This is a genomic window from Spirillospora sp. CA-108201, assembly GCF_050936235.1.
Classification (GTDB): domain Bacteria; phylum Actinomycetota; class Actinomycetes; order Streptosporangiales; family Streptosporangiaceae; genus Spirillospora.
Map to the genome: position 1 here is coordinate 3779471 of NZ_JBNJNE010000001.1, position 17113 is coordinate 3796583.

General features: G+C 73.6%; 15 protein-coding genes. 6 read left to right on the forward strand and 9 right to left on the reverse strand.

What is annotated here, in order from left to right; all coding sequences use genetic code 11:
* The first annotated feature begins 71 nt into the window (after positions 1-71).
* Positions 72-1535, forward strand: a complete 1464-nt coding sequence (locus tag ACQEU6_RS18375) for an aromatic amino acid ammonia-lyase (RefSeq protein WP_499333487.1) — start codon at positions 72-74, stop codon at positions 1533-1535.
* 3 nt (positions 1536-1538) lie between these two features.
* Here ACQEU6_RS18375 and ACQEU6_RS18380 read toward each other — a convergent pair whose 3' ends face one another.
* Positions 1539-2549, reverse strand: coding sequence for a LacI family DNA-binding transcriptional regulator (locus tag ACQEU6_RS18380; RefSeq protein ID WP_499333489.1), 1011 nt, complete (start codon positions 2547-2549; stop codon positions 1539-1541).
* 183 nt (positions 2550-2732) lie between these two features.
* On the opposite strand from ACQEU6_RS18380, the gene ACQEU6_RS18385 reads away from it, so the two are divergent.
* Positions 2733-3257: a cysteine dioxygenase gene (locus tag ACQEU6_RS18385; protein ID WP_499333490.1), complete on the forward strand. Its 525-nt coding sequence runs from the start codon at positions 2733-2735 to the stop codon at positions 3255-3257.
* On the opposite strand, the gene ACQEU6_RS18390 is transcribed toward ACQEU6_RS18385, so the two are convergent.
* A complete protein-coding gene (locus ACQEU6_RS18390) occupies positions 3218-4543 on the reverse strand; it encodes a hypothetical protein (RefSeq protein ID WP_499333491.1) in 1326 nt (441 codons plus the stop codon). The genes ACQEU6_RS18385 and ACQEU6_RS18390 overlap by 40 nt on opposite strands.
* A complete protein-coding gene (locus ACQEU6_RS18395) occupies positions 4458-5609 on the reverse strand; it encodes an acyltransferase family protein (protein WP_499333492.1) in 1152 nt (383 codons plus the stop codon). Before ACQEU6_RS18395 ends, ACQEU6_RS18390 begins: the two co-directional genes overlap by 86 nt.
* Before the next feature lie 243 nt (positions 5610-5852).
* Here ACQEU6_RS18395 and ACQEU6_RS18400 point away from each other — a divergent pair, with 243 nt between their 5' ends.
* Positions 5853-6635 carry an SGNH/GDSL hydrolase family protein gene (locus ACQEU6_RS18400; RefSeq protein ID WP_499333494.1) on the forward strand — a complete coding sequence of 261 codons (783 nt, stop codon included), beginning with the start codon at positions 5853-5855 and terminating at the stop codon, positions 6633-6635.
* Between the two features lie 3 nt (positions 6636-6638).
* Here ACQEU6_RS18400 and egtD read toward each other — a convergent pair whose 3' ends face one another.
* The 4 genes from egtD to egtA are packed head-to-tail and all read right to left on the reverse strand — an operon-like array spanning position 6639 to position 10945.
* Positions 6639-7595: an L-histidine N(alpha)-methyltransferase gene (egtD, locus tag ACQEU6_RS18405; protein ID WP_499333495.1), complete on the reverse strand. Its 957-nt coding sequence runs from the start codon at positions 7593-7595 to the stop codon at positions 6639-6641.
* 60 nt (positions 7596-7655) lie between these two features.
* On the reverse strand, positions 7656-8390 hold the full coding sequence (gene egtC / locus ACQEU6_RS18410) for an ergothioneine biosynthesis protein EgtC (RefSeq protein WP_499333497.1): 735 nt from the start codon (positions 8388-8390) through the stop codon (positions 7656-7658).
* Positions 8391-9734, reverse strand: a complete 1344-nt coding sequence (gene egtB / locus ACQEU6_RS18415) for an ergothioneine biosynthesis protein EgtB (protein WP_499333498.1) — start codon at positions 9732-9734, stop codon at positions 8391-8393.
* Positions 9731-10945, reverse strand: a complete 1215-nt coding sequence (gene egtA / locus ACQEU6_RS18420; protein ID WP_499333500.1) for an ergothioneine biosynthesis glutamate--cysteine ligase EgtA — start codon at positions 10943-10945, stop codon at positions 9731-9733. Before egtA ends, egtB begins: the two co-directional genes overlap by 4 nt.
* 257 nt (positions 10946-11202) lie before the next feature.
* Here egtA and ACQEU6_RS18425 point away from each other — a divergent pair, with 257 nt between their 5' ends.
* Positions 11203-12444 (forward strand): RNA polymerase sigma factor, encoded by a 1242-nt coding sequence (locus tag ACQEU6_RS18425; protein ID WP_499333502.1) that lies wholly within the window; start codon positions 11203-11205, stop codon positions 12442-12444.
* Between the two features lie 6 nt (positions 12445-12450).
* Here the strand turns inward: ACQEU6_RS18425 and ACQEU6_RS18430 are convergent, their stop codons facing one another.
* Positions 12451-13128, reverse strand: coding sequence for a rhomboid-like protein (locus tag ACQEU6_RS18430; RefSeq protein WP_499333504.1), 678 nt, complete (start codon positions 13126-13128; stop codon positions 12451-12453).
* Positions 13129-13152: 24 nt separating this feature from the next.
* Positions 13153-14775 carry an MFS transporter gene (locus ACQEU6_RS18435; protein ID WP_499333506.1) on the reverse strand — a complete coding sequence of 541 codons (1623 nt, stop codon included), beginning with the start codon at positions 14773-14775 and terminating at the stop codon, positions 13153-13155.
* A gap of 137 nt (positions 14776-14912) precedes the next feature.
* On the opposite strand from ACQEU6_RS18435, the gene ACQEU6_RS18440 reads away from it, so the two are divergent.
* Both ACQEU6_RS18440 and gad read left to right on the forward strand, forming a co-directional pair.
* Positions 14913-15584, forward strand: coding sequence for a TetR family transcriptional regulator (locus ACQEU6_RS18440; RefSeq protein ID WP_499333508.1), 672 nt, complete (start codon positions 14913-14915; stop codon positions 15582-15584).
* Between the two features lie 101 nt (positions 15585-15685).
* Positions 15686-17095 carry a glutamate decarboxylase gene (gene gad / locus ACQEU6_RS18445; RefSeq protein WP_499333510.1) on the forward strand — a complete coding sequence of 470 codons (1410 nt, stop codon included), beginning with the start codon at positions 15686-15688 and terminating at the stop codon, positions 17093-17095.
* Positions 17096-17113: the final 18 nt, after the last annotated feature.

Here is a 17113-nt window from a genome sequence, read left to right on the forward strand (position 1 = left end):
GTCCCGGCATGTCCGGAACGTCGAGCATGAAAGCATATCTACCGGGAATGCAGGGAAAGTAGCGTGTCGGCGTGGAGAACAGCCGAATCGTTATCGACGGGACTTTGCTCACATGCGCTCAGGTGGCGCGCGCGGCCCGTGAGGATGTGACGGTCGCCATAGCGGCGGCCGGCGTGGAGCGGGCGCGCGACGCCTGGCGGGTCGTCCGCGAGGTCACCGAGGCGCAGCCCGTGTACGGGCGGACGACCGGGGTCGGCGCCAACCGCGTCGTGGACGTCGAGTGGGAGGACGCCGACGCCCACGGCCTGCGGCTGCTGCGCAGCCACGCGGCCGGGGCCGGGCCGCTGCTCGCCCCGGAGATCGTCCGGGCGATGCTGACCGTCCGGCTGAACCAGATCGCGGCGGGCGGCTCGGGCGTGGAGCCGGGCGTGCTCCAGACCCTGGCGGACGTGCTCAACCTGGGCCTGCTCCCCCCGGTGCCGGTGTACGGGGCGATCGGCACGGGCGACCTGACGGCGCTGGCCTCGACCGCGCTGTGCCTGCTCGGCGAGCGGCCGTGGCTGCCGGGCCCCGACGGCGGGCAGGAGCGCGGCCCCGGCTACCGGCTCCGCTCCGCCGACGCGCTGGCCTTCATCAGCTCCAACGCCGCCACGCTCGGCGAGTCGGCGCTCGCGGTCGCCGACCTGCGGGAGGCGCTGCGCGCCTCGACGGTCGTGGCGGCGCTGTCGCACTTCGCCGTCCGGGGCTCGGAGGAGCCGTTCGCGCAGCCGGTGCAGGACGCGTGCCCGCATCCGGGCCAGCAGCAGGTCGCGGCGGCGATGCGCGGGCTGCTCGCCTTCGACCGGCCGGCGCCCATGCGCATCCAGGACCCCTACGGCTACCGGGCGTTCCCGCAGGTGCACGGCCCCGCGGTGGAGGCGGCCGGCTACGCCGAGGAGGTCGTCACGCGGGAGATCAACGCCGCCTCCGAGAACCCGCTGGTGGACGTCCCCGGGCGGACGGTCTGGCACAACGGCAACTTCCACACCGCCTACGTCGGGCTCGCCCTGGACGCGGCCCGCGCCGCCCTGTTCCAGACGATGGCGCTGGCCGCCGCACGCCTCGGCACGCTCGCCGAGCCGTCGTTCACCGGCCTCTACGCGTTCCAGGGCGAGACGGAGGCCTCGTCCGGGATCATGATCCTGGAGTACGTGGCCCACTCGTGCCTGGCCGACGTGCGGCGCCTCGCCACCCCCGCGGCGCTCGGCAGCGCGGTGCTGTCGCGCGGCGTCGAGGAGCACGCCGGCTTCTCGACGCAGTCGGCGCGGGCGACCACCGACGCGGTCGCCGCCTACCGGCTCGGGCTCGGCTGCGAGCTGGTGGCCGCCGTCCGCGGGCTGCGGATGCAGGGGCGGGCGCCCTCCGGCGGGCCGCTGCGCGCGGCGTGGGACATGGCGGGCGCCGTCCTGGACCCGCGGATCGAGGACCGGCCGCTGGACGCCGACATCGCCGCCGCCGCGGACCTCCTGCCGCACCTGGCCCGGCTCCACCCCTGACCCTCAGCCCGCCGCGGTCTCGCCGGTCGAGGCGCGGACGCGCAGCGACGGCTCGCGGACGACGCGGCGCTTGCGCGGCTTGCCGTCGATGACGTCCACGACCAGCCGGACGGCGGAGTGGACGATGCCCTCGATGTCCCACTCGACGCTGGTGAGCGGCGGGGACAGCAGCGCCGACATCGGATGGTTGTCGTAGCCGCAGACGGCCACGTCGCCGGGGACGTCCAGCCCCAGCTCGCGGGTGGCGGCGTAGACGCCGTAGGCGATGGAGTCGGCGAAGCAGAAGACGGCCGAGGGGCGGCCGGCGCCGCCGAGCACCCGCAGCGCGACCTCGGTGGACTCGGCGAGGGACTGCGGCACGACCACGACGTCCACCGACAGGCCGAGCCGCTCGGCCTCGGCGTTGACGTACACGTCGGCCGGGCGGTCCGGCGTGCTGTCGAGCGTGGGGGTGAACACGGTGAGGCGCTCGTGCCCGAGCGCCCGCAGGTGCTCCAGCGCGAGCGTCACGCCGCGCCGGTTGTCGAAGACGACCTCGCCCTGCGCCTGGCCGCCGTGCAGGGCGTCGCCGATGGACACGACGGGGATCGCTGCCGCCAGCTCCGACCACAGCGCGGCGGACGGGTCGAGCGGCTGGACGATCAGGCCGTCCACCCGCTGGTCGCGCAGCCGCCGGGCGAGGGCCAGCTCGCGCTCGGGGTCGCCGCCGGCGTCCACGATCAGGGCGTAGCGGCCACGGGCGAGCAGCGCCCGCCCGATGCCGACCGCGAGGGACTGCTGCCAGTAGTCCTCCAGCGAGCCGCACAGCAGGCCGACCTGATCGGTGCGCCCGCTGGCCAGCGCGCGGGCGATCGGGTGGGCCTCGTAGCCGAGCTCGCGCGCCGCGGCGCGGACGCGCTCCTGCGTCTCCTCGGAGGTCTGGATGCCGCGCAGCGCGTAAGAGACGGCCGCCGGCGACAGCCCCGTCGCCTGCGCCACTTCCCGGATGGTCGCGCGCTTGCGCTTTTCCGACATCCCTCCAAGCCTAGAGGCCGCCACCGACAGACCACGGCACCCCGCCCTTGACGGGAGCGTCACTGAAGCGGTTCACTGAAACGGTTAACTGATGCGGTTCAGAAGCCTTGGCCTGCCGATTCGCGACGGGTTGCGGGCGTAACGGGCCGCACCCACCGACAGTTTCGGAGAGGAGCGAACCCCGTGTCTTCCGAGGTCCTGCCCCGTCCCAGCGGCCTGGAGCGCCTGCCCGGCCGCGCCCTCGACAAGCGGGAACTGCGGGAACTGGTCGACGACCTGGCCGAGCGGCCCGGCCTCTGGCGGCCCCACGTGGCGTTCCCCGAGGGGCGCCGCCACTACGTCTCCCTGCACAGGGACGAGCACGTCGACGTCTGGCTGCTGTGCTGGACGCCCGAGAACGACACCGGCTGGCACGACCACGACGTCTCCTCGGGAGCCGTCCGCGTCGTCGCCGGCGCCATCGAGGAGAACAACCCGCGCATCGGCGGCGACCCCCTGCGGACCGTCATGCCGGAGGGCGCGTCCTTCTGCTTCGGCCCCGAGCACATCCACCGGCTCACGGGGGTGGAGGAGGCCAGCGTCTCGATCCACGCCTACTCGCCGCCGCTGTGGCGGCTCGGCCAGTACTCCGTCGACGAGACCGGCGTGATGCGCCGGACGCCGGTCAGCTACACGGAGGAACTCCAGTCGCCGGACGAGGCGGCCTGAGAGTCTCCGGCGGGCCCGCCCGGGGGTGACGGGGCCGCCGGAGACGGGGGCGTACGGCCGAAGCCCGCTCTCCTCGGCCGGACGCTCCTGTCCCCCTCAGCGCGGGCAGCCCCGAATGTGTCACAGGGCCGTCCGAAACAGCGGTCGCTCAGCGCGCAGACGGCGATGACGACGGCGAAGCAGGAGGCGGCGCCCCTCAGCAGGCCCGCCTCGTAATAGGTGTCCGTGACCAGGCGGACGGCGGCGTGGCCGGTCGCGGCTCCAGCGAGAAGCGCCACCGCCGCCTGGAGGGCCCAGAACGCGATGCGGGCCGCCCCAGCGCCGCTGAACGCGTTCCGCAGAGCGCATGCGGCGGCCGCCCCGCAGACGAGCAGCCCGGCCGCCGCCGCCAGGAGCGGAGTGCCGAAGTTCACTCCGTAGCGGATGGCGAGAGCCGGGACGAAGAAGAGAAGCAGGGTCCACCGCAGTCCGCTGATGACCGACGCCAGAGCGACGCCCACTTCGCCCGGTCTCAGGCGTGTCGACGCCCAGCGCGCACCCAGGACGACGCACCCGGCGACGGCCGCACCCGGTAGGCGTCCGCCCAGATGTCCGAGGTTGTAGAGCAGGGCAGTGTCATAGACGGTCAACACCAAGTGCCCCAGCCCCCACACACATGCGGCGAACAGGAGCATCTGCCGGAACGACTGCTCGTCCCTGCCGGTCTCCTCATTCCCTGCCAGCCATCGCAGCAGCAACGGCGTCACCACAGCCGAGCACGCCCGGATCACGATGTCGTCCGCGGTGTAGGGATTGCGGAGGTCCCATTCGACCGAGCAGAAGACGAAGGTGTAGAAGGCTGACGCCGCCCACACCAGCCACGAGCGCGCCAGACGCCGGTACAGGCCGCGATCCAGCCATCGCAGCACCGTCACATACGCGAGCAGCACCAACGGCAGTTCGAGGAACGCCTGCACGCGCAGCACGGACGGCGCCAGCAACCCCGGCATCGGGAGGCGTTCCGCCAAGCCGCGCATGGCCCGGCCGTCCTCAAGAGCGAACCATCCCTCGGGCAGGTACTTCGCGACGAACGAGACGTCTCCGCCGTGAACACGCAGTACGTACACGGTGAAGAGCACCTGGTTCAGATAGACGAGCCCCACCACCATGCACAGGAACACCTCTGGACGAGCCCAGCGTCGTCCGGCCCCGGGCCGGGGGTCAGGTGCGCGCCGCGTCCACCGGGGCGCGATCGCGAGGCTCACCGCCGTCGAGGCCAGCACCGCCCCGTCCACCCCGATCGCCACGAGCGACAAATGTAGACGCTTCCTCGGGCGGCCGCATGGGCTTCAGCGACGCCATGAGCCGCGCCCGCATCCACGCCGCGCCGGGACGCTCCACCAGGCGGTGCACCGCGTAGGCGGCCAGCAGGGAGGCTCCGACGGCCACCGCCAGCGCCGTCCAGCGGTCGAGCCCCGGATACACCGCGTCCAGCAGGGGAAGCGCGAGCTGGGAGTGGACCAGGTAGAGGGGGTAGGTGAGCGCCCCGAGCACGGTCAGGCCCCGCCAGCGCAGCCGGCTCAGGCGGCCGGTCGCGACGAGGATCATCACCGCGAAGATGCCCGTGATGACGGCGCTGACCACCGTCTCGTCCGCGCCCCTGAACACGTTCTCCGCGCGCCAGGCGCCCCAGCGCAGCGCCACCAGGTAGGACGCGGCCACGTACCCCCAGAGCAGCAGCGTCGGGCCGAACCGGTGGATCATGTACAGCGCCATGCCCGCGATGAAGTAGCAGCTCCAGGTCGGCACCAGCATCACCTGGAGCACCTTGCTGTCGGCCTCGTCGGCGAAGACCCCGCCGAGCATCCAGGCCGCCATGAAGATCAGGCACGAGCGGTAGGTGATGCCGATCCCGGCCAGGACGGCGGCGAGCACGTAGAAGTGCAGTTCGACCCAGAGCGTCCAGTAGACGGCGTCCACGTTCCGCAGGCCGAGCCCGCCCTGCAGCATCGTCAGGTTCGGGACGATCAGGCCGGGGACGCCGTGCCCCGTCCGGAACACCGCGTAGACGGCGGCGCCCAGCAGCACGCTCACCCAGTAGGCGGGCATCAGCCGGACGAGCCGGGAGATCCCGAACTCCCCCGGGCCGCGTCCCCACGCGCTCATGAGGATCACGAACCCGCTGATGACGAAGAACAGGTCGACGCCGAGGTACCCGAACCGGGTGACCGGCGCGAGCTCGGGGAAGACCTCCTGCGAGGGCGCGGGCCACGCCCCCGCGCCGCCGAATCCCGTGAAGTGGTAGAGCACCACCGCCAGCGCGGCCGCGAAGCGCAGCAGGTCGAGTTCGCGCAGCCGTTCCCGTCGAGTCACCGCGGCACCCTCCCGTCGCCAGGTGGCCCGGTCCGATCCGCCGGGTGAACGGCGGATGTAGGGAAGGACGCGATTCACCGCCGCGCGGCCCGAAGCGCCCGCCGCGCGCGGCCGGGGCACCGCCGTCGCGGTCGGTGATGGCGCGGCCGCGGCTCGGTGACGGCATGGTCGCGGAGTGCGCGCGTGAGCGGCGCAAGGTCAGTAAGATGCGGAGGCGTCCCCCGATCTCATTGGTGGTACTCCATGACATCTCGCCGCGCCCGACGCGGCGCGGCGACCCGGATGCTGTGCCTGTGCCTGGCGACGGTCCTGTCGCTCGCCGCAAGCTCCCTCGCCGCGGGCTGTTCCCTGGTCGCGGGTTCGGTGCACAAGCCCGCCGCGGCGGACGGCCCGAAGGGCGACGGGGCGCGCAAGGCCCCGCCCGTGGTGATGTTCCTCGGCGACAGCTACACCGTCGGCGACCGCGGCGTCGAGCCGGAGTCGACCTACGCCTCCGCGACCGCGCGGCTCCTCGGCTGGCAGGTCGTCGTCGGCGGCCGGTCCGGGACGGGGTACGTCCAGAAGGGCCGCGGCCCGCACGCGTTCCTCGGCCTGTTCGAGAGCCAGCTCGGCTGGCGCCCGGCGCCCGACATGCTGGTGGTGTCCGGCGGCCACAACGACTGGCGGATCCCCCCGCCTCAGGTCGCCGCGGCGGCGCACGTGCTGCTGGAGCGCGCCCGGCAGCGCTGGCCCGGGACCCGGCTGGTGGTGGTGGGCCCGCTCTGGGGGACGGGGACGCCGCTGCCAGGCGCGCTCGCCGTCCGGGACGCGCTGAAGAACCTCGCCGGGCAGCTCGGCATCCCGTTCGTCGATCCGATGGGCGAGGGCTGGATCACCGGCGACCTGCTGACGGGCCAGGGCAACGCCCCGCACCTCATCAAGCAGGACCGCACCCATCCGACGCCGGCGGGCCACCTGTACGTGGCGACCCGCCTGGCGGCGGACCTGAAGCGGATGGGCCTCACGCACCCCGTCCGCAAGAGCTGAGCGTCAGCGCGACACGGGGCGCGCAAGGGTGAGGGAGAAGTCGCCCGCCTCGTCCGTCCAGAACTCGGCGAGCTCCAGCCCGGCGGCGCCGAGCTCGGCCTCCAGCCGCTCCCGCCGGAACTTGGCGGAGATCTCGGTGCGGGTCTCCTCCCCCTCCGCGAACGACACCCCGAGGTCGAGGCCGTCGATCCGGACGTCCTGCGCGCGCAGCGACCGCAGCCGCATCTCGATCTGCTCCTCCGCCGCGTTCCAGACCGCGACGTGCCGGAACGCGCCGATGTCGAAGTCGGCGTCCAGCTCCCGGTTGATGACCGACAGCACGTTGCGGTTGAACTCGGCGGTGACGCCCGCCGCGTCGTCGTAGGCGCGCACGAGCCGCCCGGGGTCCTTGACGAGGTCCGCGCCGATGAGGAGGAAGTCGCCCTCGGCCATGGTGGCGCGCAGGCCGCCGAGGAACCCGATGCGCTCGGCGGGCGGCATGTTGCCGATCGTCCCGCCGAGGAAGGCGATGAGGCGCCGCTCGCCGCCGGGCAGCAGGGGCAGGTGCTGCTCGTAGTCGGCGGCGACGGCCCGCACGTCCAGGCCGGGATGGTCGGCGGCGATCCCGGCCGCGGCCTGCTCCAGGAAGTCGCCGCTGACGTCCACCGGCACGTAGACGCGCAGGGTGCCGGCCAGCGCGTCCAGCAGCACCCGGGTCTTCTCCCCCGAGCCCGCGCCGAGTTCCAGCAGCGTCCGGGCGCCGGTGGCGACGGCGATCTCCGGCGCCCGGGCGGTGAGGATCTCCCGCTCCCGCCGGGTCGGGTAGTACTCCTCCAGCCGCGTGATCTCCTCGAAGAGCGCGCTCCCGCGCTCGTCGTAGAACCACTTGGACGGCAGTGTCTTGGGCGTGCCGGCGAGCCCCTCCCTGACGTCCCGGCGGAGCGTCTTGGCGAGGTCGTCGTCGGTCAGGAACCGGTCCACGTGGTTCTCCTTCGTTGGTCGTGCGGATGCGGAGCCGAGGTCGTCGGAGCCGGGAGTGCTTCAGAGCGGGGAGACGCGGACGCCGGAGGCGAGCCCGGCGGTGACGAGCGAGCGGTCGGGGACGCGGCGCCACGCGGGGTCGCCGTCCAGCGGTTCGGACGCGATCTGGACCGCGTCCCCGCCCTCCCGGACGAACAGGGAGTCCCCCCAGGTCGTGGCGGCCAGGGACGTCCCGTCCGAGGCGAGCAGGTTGTAGCGTCCGGGGGCCAGCGCGGTGATCGTGGCGACGACGGCGGCGAGCCCCTCGCCGAGCGCCGCGCCCTCCCGCCAGTTGCGGACGGCGAGGGCGAACAGCGGCGCGGAGTCGACGGGGGCGCGGGCGTCGGGGACGTCGGCGATGTCCCCGGCCAGCTCCCGCAGCTTGGACTCGACGCCGCCGTAGCCCTCGATCTTCCCGTTGTGGCTGAAAAGCCACCGCCCGGCGCGGAACGGCTGGGCGCACGACTCGTCCACGGGGAACCCGACGGTCGCCGACCGCAGCGCGGCGACCGCGCACGACGCCCGGACGGATCCGGCGACCTCGCGGAACGACTGGTCGGTCCAGATCGGCTGGGCGCGGCGGAACCGGACGGCCTCGCCGTCCTGGTACCAGCCGACGCCGTACCCGTCGGCGTTGAGGATGGCGCCCTGCGTCATGCGCGGCGCGTACGACTGGGTCTCCAGCGAATGATCCCCCTCGTAGAAGAGGGAGTGCAGCGTCCGCTCGGGCCCCAGGTAGCCGAGATGGCGGCACATCTAGCGCGCCTCCCCCGCCGCCGAGCGGGCGCAGCGGAAACCGGAGAAGATCTGCCTGCGGACGGGGTAGTCCCAGTTGCGGAACGAGCCGCGTACGGCGAGCGGATGCGTCGCCCAGGACCCGCCTCTCAGCACCTTGTAGTCGGGGCCGAAGAAGACCTCCGAGTACTCCTTGTAGGGGAACGAGCGGAAACCGGGGTAGCCGTGGAAGTCCGACGACGTCCACTCCCACACGTCCCCCAGGAGGCGCCTCACGCCGTACGCCGACGCGCCGGCCGCGTAGGAGCCGGTTTCGGACGGATGGAGCGCGCGCTGGCCGAGGTTGGCGCGCCCCTCCTCGTAGACGTCGCCCCACGGGTAGCGGCGCGACCGTTCCGCGCCGGGGTCCCAGCGGGCGGCCTTCTCCCACTCGGCCTCGGTCGGCAGCCGCTTCCCGGCCCACCGCGCGTAGGCGTCGGCCTCGTACCAGCAGACGTGCTGGACGGGTTCGCCGGGCGGGACGGGTTCCGACCGCCCGAAGCGGCGCCGCGTCCAGTGCCCCCCTTCCCGTTCCCAGAAGGCGGGGGCGTGCTTGCCGCTGCTGTTGCGCCATTCCCATCCGGCCGGGTCCCACCAGCGTGGGTCGTCGTAGCCGCCGGCCTCGATGAACGCGGTGTAGGCCGCGTTGGTGACCGGCTCCACGTCGATGTAGTACGCGGGCAGGTCGACGGTGTGCACGGGACGTTCGTTGTCGTACGCCCAAGGCTCGTCTGACGTCCCCATCTGGAACGGGCCCGCCTCGACGAGCACTTCTTCGGCCCCGGACGCCTCGCCAGGGACCTGGAGTGGTTCCGCCTTGGAGTCGAGCAACGCGGGGGCTCCGCGGCGTAGCTGGTGGGTGGCCAGCATGGTCTCGTCGTGCATGTGCTCGTGCTGGACGACCATCCCGTACACGAAGCCGCCCGACGTCAGCGGGTCCGGGGTGTCGAAGCGCGCCGACGGCAGCGAGTCGAGCACCTTGGAGCGGACCGTGCCGATGTAGGACCGGGCCTCCTCGGGCTTCAGCAGCGGCAGCGCCGGCCGCTCCGCCCGCGGATGCTCGAACGCGTCGTACAGGTCGTCGATCTCGGGGCGCATCGCCTCGTGCCCGGCGGCCGCGCGCAGCAGCCACAGCTCCTCGTAGTTGCCGATGTGCGCGAGGTCCCACACGAGCGGCGACATCAGCGGCGACACCTGCGCGGTGAGGCCGTCCTCGGCGAGGACGTCCGTGGTGAGGCCGAAGCTGCGGTCGCGCGCCGAGCCGAGCTCGCCGGCGATCAGTTCCTTCAGGGCGGCCTCGTCGGCGGACGGGCCAGGCGAGCTCATGTCGGATCCTCCATGGGACGTGTCGGGGAGTCGGAGGCGGGGCGGTCGTCGGCGGGGCAGCGGCCTTGCAGGACGTACCGGCGGGCGTACTCCTCGACCAGGGGGGCGAGCCCGGACGCGCCGAGCCGCGGGAGCGCGTCCAGCGCCGCCGCGAAGCACGCCCGCGCGGCCCTGGCCAGGGCGGGGTCCGAGAGCCCGTCGCGGGCCGCCTCCGCCCACCGGTGCGCCACCGGCTCGGCGGCGGCCTCGGCGGCGCGCGAGGCCGCCGGGTCGTCCAGCAGGGCGGTGGCGACGGCGACGGGCACCGGCCAGAACGGGCCGGGCAGCGCGTCGATCATGCGCAGCTCCAGCCAGCCGCGCGGGCGGACCGGCGGGAACAGCGTGGACAGGTGGTAGGCGAGGTCGTCCTCGCCCGGCTCCCCCTTGGCCAGCCACTCCAGGAAGGACATCCCGGGGGCGGACACCCAGCGGTCGTCCGGGGTGTGGACGAGCATGACCTGCGCGTCGAGCGCGTACCGCGTCCACGCCTCGGCGGGGTCGCCGTCCGCCCCGTCCCGCAGCACCGGCAGCGTGCGGCACGGGTCCAGCTCGGTCCAGATGCCCTGCCGCGACGAGCGCATCCCGGTGCGCCGCCCGGCCCGCAGCGGCGAGTTGGCGAAGGCGGCGACCAGCACCGGCCCGAGCGCGTGCACGAGCCGCCAGCGGCGCTCCGCGTCCGCGTCGTCGGCGCCGATGTCCAGGTTCACCTGGACCGACGCGGTCGAGCACATCATCGCCATCCCCGCGTCGTGGAAGCCGCCCGCGCAGAAGTAGTCCCGCATGCACGCGTAGCGGGGGTGGTCGGCCTGGAACCGGGGCACGCGGACGGGATCGACGCCGTGCCCGGCGAGCGCGAGCCCGTCCGGCGCGAGCGCGTCCCGCACGTGCGCGATGTCCCGGCCGAGCGAGGCGGTCAGGTCGTCCAGCGTCCCGAACGGGGCGGAGCTGAGTTCGAGCTGCCCGCCGGGCTCGTAGGTGACCTTGCTGCCGCCGTCCGGCGGGCCGGCCCCGTCCATGAGGGCGCGCACCCGCTCGGCGGGCACGTGGGCGGCCGGGTCACCGGCGTCGACGACGAGCCACTCGGTCTCCGCGCCGACCGTCCCGGGCGGCCCCGTCTTGAAGCAGACGCCGCGAATGTGCTGGTAGACGTCGTCCACTGTGAGCCGGGTCACCTTTGACTCCTCGCGTAATTCGATAACGGGTTCGGACCTTCCCTGCTGAACCGGATCAGAAATCAGCGGTTTTTCAAGAAGTTTCGTAAATCTCCGTGAACGTCACCGTCCGCAGCGGTCACAGCTACCTTCCGTGCTATTCGACGTAGTGTCCGATCCCTGGCTTCTCATGGGTTGATCTGAACCGCTAGAGTCCCCCTGGCCAGCGATATGCACGATTTGTCGGAAGTGAAACCGGACGGAGACGGGGGGCCCACATGGGCGGAGACCTGGGCTCGCTCTACGACGCGCACGCCGACCGCCTGTACGCCTACTGCTGGTCGCTCGTCGGCGACCAGCTCGCGGCGGCGGCCGTCGGCGACACCTTCAGCGCGGCCGTGCACCAGCCGCCGCGCGGCGACAGCGTGCTCTGGCTCTACTCCCTCTCCCGGACGGCGTGCGCCGAGCGCGGCGCGTTCACCCGCGAGCCGGGCCTCGGCGCCGGCGGGCGCGGCCCCCTGTTCGCCGACCCCGACCCGCTGCTGCGCGCCGCCGGGAGCCTGCGCTCCGACCACCGCGAGGTGCTGCTGCTGTCGGCGGGCGAATGGCTCGAACCGCACGACATCGCCCGCGTCCTCGGCCTCGCGCCCGACACCGTCATGCAGCTGCTCAACGCGGCGCGGACGCGGCTGGAGCGGGCCGTCCTCGACATCCTGATGCGCGGCGCCACCGAGGCGCGGCTCGACCTGATCTCCGCGTTCGAGAAGGGGCGGCTGCCGCGGCTGCTCGCCGGCCGGGCCCCGGCGCACGCGCCCGGCTGGCTGCGCGACCAGGTCCTCGCGGCCTGCGAGGAGGAGGCGGCCCGGCCGCTGCCGAGCGTCATCTCGCCGAGCCCGCTCGTGGTCATCGGCCCGGCGCGGGCGGAGCGCCGCGGGCGCGGGGCCCGCGGCATCGCCTCACGGGGCCTCGGCGCGGTCGCGGGCGTCGCCGCGTCGGCCGCCGCCGTCATCGGGCTGCTGGTGTCCTGGCCCGCGGCCAAGGGCGGTGGCGCCGCCTCGCTCACGCCGACCGCGAGCAAGGGGCAGACGCATCCGGCGTCCACGTCGAGCCGCGGCGTCCCGCAGGACCCGGCGCCCGGCCTGACCGGCTCCGAGCGCGCGGACGGCGACGCATCGCGGAACCCGGTGACCGGCGCGTACGGCTCGCCGCCGCAGCAGGCCGGCGGCGGCGCGGCGCCCGCGCCGCCCTCCGCGCCGCCGTCGAAGGCGCCCGCGCGCGCGAAGCCGCCGGCGTCGGGCACCCCCGCGAAGCCGGAGCAGCCGTCCACGCCCCCGGACGACACGACGCCGAGCACGCCCCCGGACACGCCGTCCGACCCGGCGACCCCGCCGGACGACGGCTCCGCCGATCCGACGACGCCGCCCCCGACCGGCACCCCGTCCGACCCGCCGACGGACCCGGGCACCCCGAGCCCGAGCCCCACCTCGAATCCGGCGCCGCAACCGGGCGGCGAGGGCTGACCGGGCTCAGGCCTCGGCGGTCCCCGCGGCCGGACGGCCGGCGGGCACCGCGCCGAGCGGTGCGGGCCCGCGCCGGCGTTCGCGGAGCAGGAGCAGCCCCCCGGCGGCCGCGCCGGTGAGCATGGCCACCAGGTGGCCGACGGCGGCGATCTCCAGCGCGGGCAGGCCGTCCAGCAGCACGGGCACGAGCGCGCACCACCAGGCCAGCGCGACCAGGCGGCGGACCCGCCCGTGCCCGTACAGGAACGCCGCGACGAGCGCCGCGCACAGCACGTAGGACGGCCCGACGTCGGGGATGGTGCGGACGGAGTCCGAGAGCAGGCCCGCCTCCAGCCGCACGAGCGCGGTCCCCTGGCTGACGAGGGTGCCGAGCACGTGCGAGGCCGCGATGAGGGCGACGGCCCGCAGGTTCCCGAACCGCCGGGTGACGGGGAACAGCCCGATCGCCGCCGCGACGAGCAGCACGCCCTGCGACCCCTCGGCGACGAACGCCGAGGCGACCATCGTCCCGACCGGGTTGACCGCGAGGTTGGCCAGGTTCGTGCTGGCCCAGGCGATCACCGCCTGCCGCGCCCCCGGAGGCAGGATCAGGACCTGCACCATCCACATGGCCGCGAACAGCCCGAGGAACGTCAGCGGCGTCGGATAGGACCTGAGGATCCGGCGAAGCCTCGCGAAACCCATCACACCGGCAGCCTAGACCGGGACCTACCCGGCGACCGCGCCTTCGACCGGAGAGGTCCCGCGCCGCACCAGGAGCGCGGCGAGGATCGCGACGAGCGCGACGGCGCCCGCCACGGTCAGGGACGTCTGGAAGCCGTCCATGAAGGCGAGGTGGCTCCCGGTCGTGATGGCGTCGGCCGCCGGCTTCGGCGTGCCGGGCGGCACCGGCGCCACCCCCTGCGAGACGAGCCCGCCCTGCCCTTCGAGCCGGTGCGCCGCCGCGCCGGGAAGTCCCGCGCCGGTGAGGCGCCCGAACAGCACGTCCCCGACCCTGGTCGACAGCAGCACGCCCAGCACCGACGTGCCGAGGACCCCGCCGACCTGCGCGGCGGTCTGCTGGAGGCCGCCCGCGACGCCCGCGAGGTGGGCGGGCGCGTTGCCGACGATGGCCTCGGTGCCGGCCACGATGACCATCCCGAACGCCAGGCCGACCAGCACGAACCACGGCCACAGCTGCACGTACGGGGCGTCCACCCCGATGCGCGACAGGCCGAACAGCGCGGTCGCGGTGAACGCCATCCCGAGGACGAGCGGCACCCGCGGCCCGAACCGGCTGGTCAGCGCGCCCGCCACCGGGGAGGCGACGATGAACACCCCGGTCATCGGCAGCATCCGCACGCCCGCGTCCACCGGGCTCATGCCGTGCACCTGCTGCAGGTACAGGGTGATGAAGAAGATCGTTCCGAACATCCCGAAGAAGCCGAGCACGATGAGGCCGGTCGCCGCCGACAGCGACACCGACCGGAACAGCCCGAGCGGCAGCAGCGGGTTCTCCGCCCGCAGCTCGTTCCAGACGAACGCGGCGAACAGCACGACGGACGCGGCGAACGACACGAGCGGGACGGCGTCGCCGAACCCGTTCTCGCCGGCCTTGATGAGCCCCCAGACCAGCGCGAACAGCGCGCCGGTGAGCAGCGCGACGCCCGGCAGGTCGAACGAGCCGGCGGCCTCCTCGTCCCGGGACTCCCGGATCACCCACAGGCCCACGAGCAGCGCGACCACCCCGAGCGGGGCGTTCAGGAAGAACACCGACTCCCAGCTGACGTTCTCCACCAGCAGCCCGGCGACGATCGGTCCGCCGGCGATGGAGATGCCGACCGTGGACCCCCAGATGCCGATCGCGGCGTTGAGCCGCTCGGCCGGGAACGTGTTGCGCAGCAGGGCGAGGCTCGCGGGCTGCAGGAGCGCCCCCGCGAACCCCTGCACGACCCGCCAGAAGATCACCATGCCGAGCCCGCCCGAGAGCCCGATCAGCACCGACGACACGGCGAACCCGACGACGCCCGCGAGGAAGGTGCGCTTGCGGCCGAACCGGTCGGCGATCTTGCCGGCCGGGATCAGCGTGACGGCCAGGGCCAGCAGGTAGGCGTTGGTGACCCACTGGAGGCCGGACAGGCTCGCGCCGAGGTCCTTGGCGATCGCGGGGTTGGCGATGGACACGACGGTCGCGTCCAGCCCGACCATCATCACGCCCAGCGCCACCGCGATGAGCGTGAGCCAGGGATGCCCGTGCCCCGCTCGTGCGGGACGACCGCGCGCCTGGTCGCGCGGGGGGATGGGGACGGCGCCCGGTTCGAGGGTCCCGGCGCCAGGGGAACGAGTCATCATCGACCTCCGGCTTGGCAGGCGTCAAAACTGTCATGGCATGACAGTTGTCGTCAACTGCCCTTGGTTTGCATGCGACATGTTTCACGTCACGACAACTCGGGGTCGACGGACGATCGCCGGGCGATTACAATGCGCGCATGACCGCGACCGCCCCCGAGACCGGCACGTCCGGCCCCGGTTCCCAGCCCCCGGGCAGGCGCGAACGCAAGAAGCAGCGCACCCGAGAGGCGCTCGTCGACGCCGCGTTCACCCTCTTCGCCGAGAAGGGGTTCGACGCCACCACCGTCGAGGAGATCGCCGACGCCGTGGACGTCTCGTCCCGCACGTTCTTCCGCTACTTCGCCTCGAAAGAGGACGTCGCCCTCACCTTCCAGGAAGAGCAGACCCGCGCCGTGCTGGGCAGGCTCGCCGAGCGCCCCCCGGACGAGCCGATCATGACCGCGCTGCGGCACACCGTGGTGGAGATCGCCCGCGCCTGCGAGGCCGGCGAGCTCGGCTTCGATCCCGGCCGCTTCGAGTGCATGCTCACGATGATGAGCGACAGCCAGACGCTCATGGCGGGCAGCCTGGAGCACGCGCAGAAGAAGCAGGCGCTGTTCACCGAGGTCATCGCCGAGCGGATGGGCCTGGACCCCGCCACGGATCTGCGCCCGCACGTCGTCGCCGCCGCCACCGCCTGCGCCTTCCAGGCCGCCTCCGACGCCACACGCCGCCTCGGCGGGACGTTCGCCACGCTGTCGGAGACCGTCGACCAGGCCTTCGCCATCCTGGAGAACGGCCTGAACCACCCAGCGCCGCCGCCGGCCTGACCTGCGACGACACACTCACGCCGTGTGTGCGCGGGCGGCGCGCGGGTACGTGCCGTGCGAGACAGGGGGACGCCCCGTCCCCGCACGGACGAGGAGGCGACATGGCTCCGAGGCACCCGCACGGCCGTGACCTGGAGGTCAACCCGATCTTCACCCGGGAGCCCCTGTCGGTCCCCCGGTACCGGCTGCCCGCCGGGGAGATGGAGCCGTCCACCGCCTACCAGGTGGTGCACGACGAGCTGATGCTGGACGGCAACGCGCGGCTGAACCTGGCGACGTTCGTCTCCACGTGGGCCGAGCCGGAGGCGCGGCTGCTGATGGCCGAGTGCGCCGAGAAGAACATGATCGACAAGGACGAGTACCCGCGCACCGCCGAGCTGGAGCTGCGCTGCGTGCACATGCTCGCCCGGCTGTGGAACGCCGGCGACCCGCGCCGCGCCGTGGGCTGCTCCACCACCGGGTCCAGCGAGGCCGCGATGCTCGGCGGGCTCGCGCTCAAGCGCCGCTGGCGGGATCGGCGGCGGGCCGCGGGCGAGCCCGCGGGCCGCCCCAACCTCGTCATGGGCGTCAACGTGCAGATCTGCTGGGAGAAGTTCGCGAACTACTTCGAGGTCGAGCCCCGCTACGTGCCGATGGAGGGCGACCGCTACCACCTCGGCGCGCGCGAGGCCGTGGAGCTGTGCGACGAGAACACCATCGGCGTCGTCGCCGTCCTCGGCTCCACCTTCGACGGGAGCTACGAGCCCGTGGCCGACATCGCGGCGGGGCTCGACGACCTGCAGTCGCGCACCGGGCTCGACGTCCCGATCCACGTGGACGGCGCGTCCGGCGCGATGATCGCCCCGTTCCTCGACCCGGACCTGCTCTGGGACTTCCGGCTGCCCCGGGTCGCCTCCATCAACACCTCCGGCCACAAGTACGGGCTGGTCATGCCGGGCGTCGGCTGGGCGCTGTGGCGGGACGAGGCCGCGCTGCCGGACGACCTCGTCTTCCACGTCAACTACCTCGGCGGGGACATGCCGACGTTCGCGCTGAACTTCTCCCGGCCCGGGGCGCAGGTCGTCGCCCAGTACTACAACTTCCTGCGGCTCGGCTTCGACGGGTACCGCCGCGTCCAGCAGGGGTGCCGGGACGTCGCCACCGGGCTCGCCTCCGAGATCGGCCGGCTCGGCCCGTACGAGACGCTCACCGGCGGCGACGAGCTCCCGGTGTTCGCGTTCCGGGTCCGGGACGACGCCGGCTTCACCGTCTACGACGTGTCCGCCGCGCTGCGCGAGAGCGGGTGGCTCGTCCCCGCCTACAGCTTCCCCGAGAACCGCACCGACCTCGACGTCCTGCGCGTCGTGGTGCGCAACGGGCTGGGCCACGACCTCGCCGAGCTGTTCATGGACGACCTCCAGCGCGTCACGTCCCGGCTGCGCACCCGCGAGCACGGCCACCGCGACCCGCGGGAGGCCGGCGGCTTCGCCCACGGCGCCGAGCCGAAGAAGGTACACGCCAGGAAGGTCTGACCCGGCCGGCCCCGCGCG